This window comes from Tyzzerella sp. An114 (assembly GCF_002161055.1).
Lineage (GTDB): Bacteria > Bacillota > Clostridia > Lachnospirales > Anaerotignaceae > Fimicola > Fimicola cottocaccae.
This window is the reverse complement of sequence record NZ_NFLT01000039.1, coordinates 1-7,321: the sequence shown is the minus strand read 5'-3', so window position 1 is coordinate 7,321 and position 7,321 is coordinate 1. Positions and strand designations below refer to the sequence as shown.

The following is a 7,321-nucleotide window of genomic DNA, read 5'->3' as shown; positions in this document are numbered from 1 at the left end:
ATAATCAATTTGAAAATGAAATAATGTATATGTTATCTAAGGAAATACTTAAAAGAATGTTTTTAAGAAAGTTGATAACAGAAGAAGAATATAAAAAAATAGATAAAATTAATATAAAAACTTTTAATCCAGAAATAGCACAAATATATGATTAAATTATAGATGTGTAAGTCTAAATAAGGTATTGTATGTTATATAAGGAGGTGTCTGAAATGGGAGTTACAAAAGTTATAGAAGCAATTAATAAACAAAGCAATATTAAAAGAGCCTGTGCCTACTGTCGTGTAAGTACAGATATATCCCACCAGATAAATTCCTACGAAGTACAAAAAGAGTATTATGAAAATTTTATAACAGAAAAGCCAAATCATAAGTTTGTAGGGATTTATGCTGATTATGGAAAAAGTGGAACTAAAGAAGAAGGCAGAACAGAGTTTGAAAGAATGCTTGATGATTGCCGAAATGGTATGATAGATATTATATACACAAAGTCAATATCAAGGTTTGCAAGAAATGTTATTGATTGTTTAAGTATAGTAAGAAATTTAAAGGAATTAAAAGTTGATGTGTACTTTGAAAAAGAGAAAATACATACATTATCTGAAAAAAGTGAAATATTGTTATCAATATACAGTTCAGTAGCACAAGCAGAATCAGAAAGTATATCAACAAATCAAAAATGGAGTATACAAAAAAGGTTTTTATATGGAACATACATAATGTCAAACCCAGCTTATGGATATTGTAACAATAAAAAAGGTAGACTTAAATTTGTATCAAAAGAAGCAAAAGTTGTAAGATTTATATATGATGAATATCTTAATGGAAAAGGTATTTATTTGATAGCAAGAGAACTTACTGAAGGTAAAATAAAAAGTCCAAAAGGCAATAAAATATGGAATTCAGCAACAGTATATGGAATATTAAAAAATCCAATATATACAGGAGATATACTTCATCAGAAAACTTATAGTATGAATATAGTACCCTTTTAGAGAAAAATAAATAAGGGTGAAGTACCACAGATACTTATAGAAAATGACCACAAAGCTATTGTAAGCAAAGAAGAATATGAAACAGTTCAAATAATGCTATCCTGTAAACCTAAAAATGAAAAAAATGAAGTAACAGAATTTAGGGGAAAGATTATATGTTCAAAATGTGGTGATGTATTTTACAGGCAGGTAAAGCCTAAACAGGATATCACTTGGACTTGTAAAAATAGAATTATATCAAAAGAATATTGTGATATGGATATAGTAAAAGAAGATTTAATAAAAGAATTGTTTGTAAAAATGTGGAACAAGTTATCAAATAATTATGAGAAAATTTTAATACCTATGGTTGAATCACTATATGCTATAAAAGAGCATACAGGAGAAAATCAAGTAATAAAAGATTATGAAAACAAAATAGATGAATTTATAAAGCAGAGCAACACCTTAAATCAACTAATGCAAAAAAGGTGTATTGACTCTGCTTTTTATATACGACAAAAAAATATGACTGAACAGAAAATAATTGAACTTAATATAGAAAAGATAAGATATATAGAAAAAAGTCAAATGAATTATGAAATCAGAGAAACAGAAAAGCTGATTGATTTAATAAAAAATTCACCTAAATTTATTAGGGAATATGATAAAGAACTATTTAAAAAAGTCATAGACAAAATTTTAATATCAAAAGGCGAAATAACATTTATATTAAAAAACAAGTTGGAATGTAGGGAGATGAGATAATGGCAACAAGGCGATTACCTTATGGTTATAAATTTGATGGAACAACAATTATTATAGATGATATTGAAGGAAAAATAGTTAAAGAGATATATGAACTTTTCTGCGAAGGCGTTTATATAACAAAAATAAAGAATTATATCAAAAACTTCGATATGAGTAGACACAAAGTAAAAAGAATTCTTGATGATAAGGTTTATACAGGAGAAAATGACTTGCCATCAATAATAGATGAAGATTTATTTGAAACAGCACAGAAAATAAAAAATCAAAGATTGAATGAAATAGGAAAAAATCAGGATAAACCATATAGTTATGTAAAAGAAAATTTCAAAGATAAAATTGTCTGTGGTGAGTGTGGAGCAGATTATCACAGATATAAGCGAGGCGAAGAATACATATGGAATTGTAGCCACAAAGTCTTTAAAAGAAAGATATGTTATAAAAATATTTCATTATCTGATGAACAAATAGAAAATATATGGTCAAGGATTGTTGATAAAATCAATGAAAATCCAAAACTGTTGGAGTGTAAAGAAAATGGATTAAAACAAAACTCCGGAAGATATCAGGCTTTAGACAGAGAAATAAAAATAGCTGAAACAGATGCAAAAGAATATTCACAAGAAGAATTAATTAAGCTGATTTATAAAAGGTCATCTGTTATGTATGAAATGTCAGATTATAAAAAAGAAATCAAAAAAATAGATATAACTGCACTAGATAAATTTACAGTTTATAAAAATGGAAAAATAAAGATTATATTGAAAAATGGAGCAGAAATAGAAGAAAAAATTTAGGAGTGATATTTATGGCAACTCGAAGGATATCAGTTATACCGGCAAAAGTTGATACTAATAAGAATGTCAAACCAAAATATAAAAAATTAAATGTTGTTGCGTATTGCAGAGTTAGTACATTACAAGAAGAACAAGAATCAAGCTATGAAGCACAAATTGAATACTATACAAAACTAATTAATGAAAACCCAAACTGGAATATGGCAGGTATATATGCTGATGATGGTATATCAGCTACAAATACCAAAAAAAGAAATGATTTCAATGCTATGATAGATAGGTGTATCAAAAAAAGTAATGAAATTGATATGATTATAACAAAATCAATATCAAAATTTGCAAGAAATACAGTTGATAGCCTTATACATATACGAAAACTTAAAGAAAAAAACATAGCTGTATATTTTGAAAAAGAAAATATTAATACATTAGATTCGTCAGGAGAATTACTTATAACCATACTCAGCAGTCAAGCTCAGGAAGAAAGTAGAAATATCAGCGAAAATGTAAGATGGGGACTTAAAAGGAAATACGAAACAGGAGAAACCCTCGTAAGCAGGCTTTTAGGCTATAAAAGAAATAAAAATGGTCAGCTTGAAATTATACCAGAAGAAGCTGAGGTTGTAAAATTTATATTCGCTGAATTTATGGAAGGTAGCAGTTATAATAAAATTGCCAATAAACTGAAGGAAAAGGGATATAAGACAATACGAGGAAAAACAAACTGGGGTGTAGCCTCTGTAATAAGAATTTTAAGTAATGAAAAATATATAGGCGATACACTATGTCAAAAAACATATACAGTAGATTTCCTTACAAAAGAACGTAGAACTAATAATGGTGAGGTTAATCAATATTACACTGAAAACAGCCACCAAGGAATTATACCAAGAGAATTATTTTATAGAGTGCAAGAAGAAATAGAAAGAAGAGCTAATTCAAAAAACAAAGCACCAAGCAAAAACGAAACTGACAGAAAATGCCGATATAACAGTAAATATGCCTTAACAAGTATGTTTATATGCAAGGAATGTGGAACACTTTACAGAAGACAGGTTTGGTCAAAGTATGGTGAGAAAAAAGCTGTTTGGAGATGTGAAAACAGACTTAGAAATGGAACAAAATATTGCAAAAACTCACCTACATATGATGAAAAAGTTCTTCAAAAGGCTATTATGAATGCTATAAATAAACAGCTTCAAGATAAAAATAAGTTTGTAGATAGTTTCAGAAAAAATGTTATAAGTGTAATTTCAAAAGATACTACAACAGAATATGACTCAAAGATAAAAGAATTGGAAAAACAGCTTGTAAACTTAATAAAAAATAATACATATGAAAACACAGAAGAATATGAAACAGCCTGTAAAGAGATAACACAACGTATTGAAGAGCTTGAAACTAATAAGATAAAATCTTTAGGCGGGAGAGATAAACTAAATAATGCTCAGGAGTTTATGGATAACACAAATATTTATATGTCAGAATATGATGATACACTTGTAAGAAGGTTAATAAGAAATGTATTTGCTGTAAGTGATAGTCTGATTGAAATATGCTGTAAGAATGGGGTTGTGGTATCCGAAAAAGTTTATAATTAAAATTAATTTTATAAACAAATGATATTATGAATATAATCGTATTATATTGACAATTTATATAAAAGTTATATAATATAACTAACAGAACCCACCATGCTTCTGGTTTTTATGCACAATCTGGTGGGACTTTTTAATGATTTGTTAAGTTAATATGGTAATAAAAATACAAAAATATATTTCTAAAAAAGAGCATACAAATAAAACCGATATTTATTATGTTTTTTAAAATAAAAACCAGTTTTTAAGTTCTCTATCGGAATAAGTTACTCCTGCAACATTAGCAGGTGTTAAGTTTGATAAAGAAGAATGTTTGTGGATAAAGTTATAATAAAAAATAAAATTAGAAATTAAATCTAAAGCAGAAGAAAAAGAATGAAATCCTTTTTTAGTTTTATACCAAGCTTTAAAAGTTTTATTAAAAGATTCTATAAAATTATTGTTTAAATTATCTGAAAATGATGAATATGTATAATACTTAATATTAGGATATGCCATAGAAATAGGCATATTGTAAGCAGATAAATAGTCTGTAACAATGTCAGAAGATTCCGAATTGGTATTATTTAAAGACTTTTGAAACAGTTTATAAGCAGAAGAACTATTTCTTAGGTCATACAGGTAAAAAGCAATTACAACTCTTGTTTTAGAGTCAAGCAAAATCCAAAGATAATGTCGTATACCTTTAATCTTAATATAAGTTTCGTCAGCGTGCCATTCATCATATTGAAGATTAGCTTTTTGAATAAGAAACTCAGAAACAGTTTTAAAGAAAGAAGAAAAATGTCTAATCCAACGATAAATAGAAATATGAGAAACAGATATATTAAACATTTTTTCCAAAAATATTTTAATCTGCCTGAGAGAAGCAAAGGTTTCAAAGTAAAGAGCTAAGGTAGTAAGAATTATATTAGGAGAAAAACGAAATCTTTTAAAAGAAAGATAAATTTAAGGAATTAACTTTTTCTTAGCAACAGTATTAAAAATAGGTACTTTAATTGAATGACCAGATTTTTTAGAAGAACATTTATAATGAATATAAGTATCATACTTATGCTAAATGAAAGTAGTTTTACCACGAACAGGGCATTTAGGATAATTGTTAGTATGTTTAAAGTTTTTAGATAAAGTAAATTGATGTTTACAATGATTACAACGATATTTTTGATTACCGTTAGAATCTTTTCCATAACGATAAATGGAATTAGAAAAATAACGAGGACAGATTATAGAATTGTTTTTAAAAGCAATTTTTATAATTATACATGATAACAGCCCCTTTCTAAGGGGATTAACTTTTTTTATATAATTATTGTATTCTTAGTAAGGGGTTGTTGTCTATATCATATTAAATTAACAGAAACCAAAGAGATTTAAGGGGGGAGTAATGTGTCCATACAGACACTAACTTTATCTCAATGCAAAGAGTATATTAAGAATATTAAAGACTTAGAAATTAGATGTTATCAACTCAATATGTTACTTAATCAATTGTTTTATAAGCAAGCTCAAATTAAATCAAGTATTCAGAAGACAACTAATTTTGCTCCAACACTTGAACATGAGACAATTCTGTCAAGTATTAAGGCAGGAATAAGATGTTTAATCCCAGGTGCAATTTCTGGATTTATTCTAGGTTTTATTGTCTGGGCATTTGGAGGAGAGGGCTTTCTCCATAATTTTCAAGATGGGAGAGATGTCCCCCTTCAGCCATATTTGATAGGTGGGGCAATTATTGTAGCAATCCTTGCCTTCTTGCGTGGTGCAAGTACTTTATTAGGTAGAAAACAACGAAATATAGTTGCTTTAAAATCTTATCAACAGCAGGAATATGATAAAAAAAATAATTTGCAATACTATCAAAATGTATTGAACAAAACTGATAATGCAATTCGAGAATGTCAAATAAAACAAAGAGACACAAAAACTTTGCTGCAAAATTATTATAAACTAAATTATATATATCCTAGCTACCGAGGGCTAATTCCAATTTGCACAATATACCAATACCTAGATTCTGGTCGTTGTGATACTTTAACTGGTCATGAAGGAGCCTATAATTTATATGAAAATGAATTAAGAATGAATGCCATTATAGGAAAACTTGATGATGTCATTAACCGACTAGATGATATAAGTGCAAGTCAGAGGTTGTTGGCTCAGGAAATTAAGCAAAGTCATGTACAGCTTGATCGTATTTCAAGTACACTTGATAATGTCGAAAATAATACTGTGTTGACACAGTATTATAGTAGTATAACAGCTTCAAATACTACTTTTATGAGCTGGCTTGCAGCATTTAGTTACGATGATCAAAGAAGAAACAGATAATATTCTATTATGTTACATCTATAGGAAACAATTTCAAAAACAACTGAAACAGCCGATACATTTTTCGTAAAAGAAATGTGTCGGCTTTCTTTATTCAGAAGGGAGAGCAGCTTCTATGGACGAAAAATTGGAAAAGCTGAACTACCAGAAAACCGCAGTCGAGAAAAAGCTGGTTGCCGCCCAGCACAGGGAGAAACAATTGGAGCATGAACTGAAATGCCTGACACGGAGCGAGAGAACCCACCGGCTTTGCACTCGTGCTAGTATGCTGGAAACTTTTCTGCGAGAGCCTGCCTTGCTGACCGATGACGATGTGATGGAGCTGCTGATTGCCATTCCGAGCAAGCTCTCCATGCCCATCATCCAGGGGACTCTGCACTTCCTGTAAATTTAATAAAAAATAATACACACAATAACATAGAAAAATATGAAGAAGCCTGTAAAGTAATCACACAGCGTATTGATGAGCTTGAAAATAGTAAGATGAAATCATTAGGCAGTAGGGATAGATTAAATAAAGCTAATGAGTTTATAGATAACACAAATATTTATATGCCAGAATATGATGATACACTTGTAAGAAAGTTAATAAGGAATGTGATTGCTGTAAGCGAAAGCAAGATTGAAATATGTTTTCAGAATGGAGTTGTAGTGGAGGAAAATGTAAGTTTTATTCATTGATGATAATAACCTTATAATTTATAATATAAATATAGAAAGAAGGTGCTTTAGGGATATGAGTAATGATATAAAAAATACTATGACTGCCTACGATAGTATATGTAAACAGTTATTTGCTGAAAAAGATATACTTTCTCGTATAATGAAAGAGTGCGTTGATGAATTCAAAGAT

The 7,321-nt window shown here is 28.7% G+C and carries 10 protein-coding genes; 8 read left to right on the top strand and 2 right to left on the bottom strand.

What is annotated here, in order from left to right:
• The 5 genes from B5E58_RS14020 to B5E58_RS12875 all read left to right on the top strand — a co-directional run.
• Positions 1-155: SHOCT domain-containing protein (locus B5E58_RS14020; RefSeq protein WP_164493565.1), on the top strand; the 155-nt coding region annotated here is incomplete at its 5' end.
• Positions 156-212: 57 nt separating this feature from the next.
• Positions 213-995, top strand: a complete 783-nt coding sequence (locus B5E58_RS13840) for a recombinase family protein (protein WP_242956679.1) — start codon at positions 213-215, stop codon at positions 993-995.
• A 93-nt stretch (positions 996-1,088) separates the two neighbouring features.
• Complete coding sequence (locus tag B5E58_RS13835; protein ID WP_242956678.1) at positions 1,089-1,742, top strand: zinc ribbon domain-containing protein; 654 nt, start codon at positions 1,089-1,091, stop codon at positions 1,740-1,742.
• Entirely contained in the window at positions 1,742-2,539 is a 798-nt protein-coding gene (locus tag B5E58_RS12880) for a recombinase zinc beta ribbon domain-containing protein (RefSeq protein ID WP_088110052.1), read from the top strand. Before B5E58_RS13835 ends, B5E58_RS12880 begins: the two co-directional genes overlap by 1 nt.
• Before the next feature lie 11 nt (positions 2,540-2,550).
• Positions 2,551-4,140, top strand: coding sequence for a recombinase family protein (locus B5E58_RS12875; RefSeq protein ID WP_088110051.1), 1,590 nt, complete (start codon positions 2,551-2,553; stop codon positions 4,138-4,140).
• Positions 4,141-4,362: 222 nt separating this feature from the next.
• Here B5E58_RS12875 and B5E58_RS12870 read toward each other — a convergent pair whose 3' ends face one another.
• Positions 4,363-5,085: an IS6 family transposase gene (locus B5E58_RS12870; protein WP_088110050.1), complete on the bottom strand. Its 723-nt coding sequence runs from the start codon at positions 5,083-5,085 to the stop codon at positions 4,363-4,365.
• Positions 5,086-5,193: 108 nt separating this feature from the next.
• Entirely contained in the window at positions 5,194-5,364 is a 171-nt protein-coding gene (locus B5E58_RS14065; RefSeq protein WP_443080090.1) for an IS1/IS1595 family N-terminal zinc-binding domain-containing protein, read from the bottom strand.
• Positions 5,365-5,526: 162 nt separating this feature from the next.
• Here B5E58_RS14065 and B5E58_RS12860 point away from each other — a divergent pair, with 162 nt between their 5' ends.
• From B5E58_RS12860 to B5E58_RS12850, 3 genes are all read left to right on the top strand, one after another.
• Positions 5,527-6,468 (top strand): hypothetical protein, encoded by a 942-nt coding sequence (locus B5E58_RS12860; RefSeq protein ID WP_088110049.1) that lies wholly within the window; start codon positions 5,527-5,529, stop codon positions 6,466-6,468.
• Between the two features lie 115 nt (positions 6,469-6,583).
• Positions 6,584-6,856 (top strand): DUF3847 domain-containing protein, encoded by a 273-nt coding sequence (locus B5E58_RS12855; protein ID WP_088110048.1) that lies wholly within the window; start codon positions 6,584-6,586, stop codon positions 6,854-6,856.
• Between the two features lie 95 nt (positions 6,857-6,951).
• Positions 6,952-7,149, top strand: coding sequence for a hypothetical protein (locus tag B5E58_RS12850; RefSeq protein WP_088110047.1), 198 nt, complete (start codon positions 6,952-6,954; stop codon positions 7,147-7,149).
• Positions 7,150-7,321: the final 172 nt, after the last annotated feature.

Excerpts from the sequence above, each read along its gene's own strand:
- B5E58_RS13840 (WP_242956679.1), top strand. The coding sequence starts at position 213 with ATGGGAGTTACAAAAGTTATAGAAGCAATTAATAAACAAAGCAATATT.
- B5E58_RS13835 (WP_242956678.1), top strand. The coding sequence starts at position 1,089 with ATGCTATCCTGTAAACCTAAAAATGAAAAAAATGAAGTAACAGAATTT.
- B5E58_RS12880 (WP_088110052.1), top strand. The coding sequence starts at position 1,742 with ATGGCAACAAGGCGATTACCTTATGGTTATAAATTTGATGGAACAACA.
- B5E58_RS12875 (WP_088110051.1), top strand. The coding sequence starts at position 2,551 with ATGGCAACTCGAAGGATATCAGTTATACCGGCAAAAGTTGATACTAAT.
- B5E58_RS12855 (WP_088110048.1), top strand. The coding sequence starts at position 6,584 with ATGGACGAAAAATTGGAAAAGCTGAACTACCAGAAAACCGCAGTCGAG.
- B5E58_RS12850 (WP_088110047.1), top strand. The coding sequence starts at position 6,952 with ATGAAATCATTAGGCAGTAGGGATAGATTAAATAAAGCTAATGAGTTT.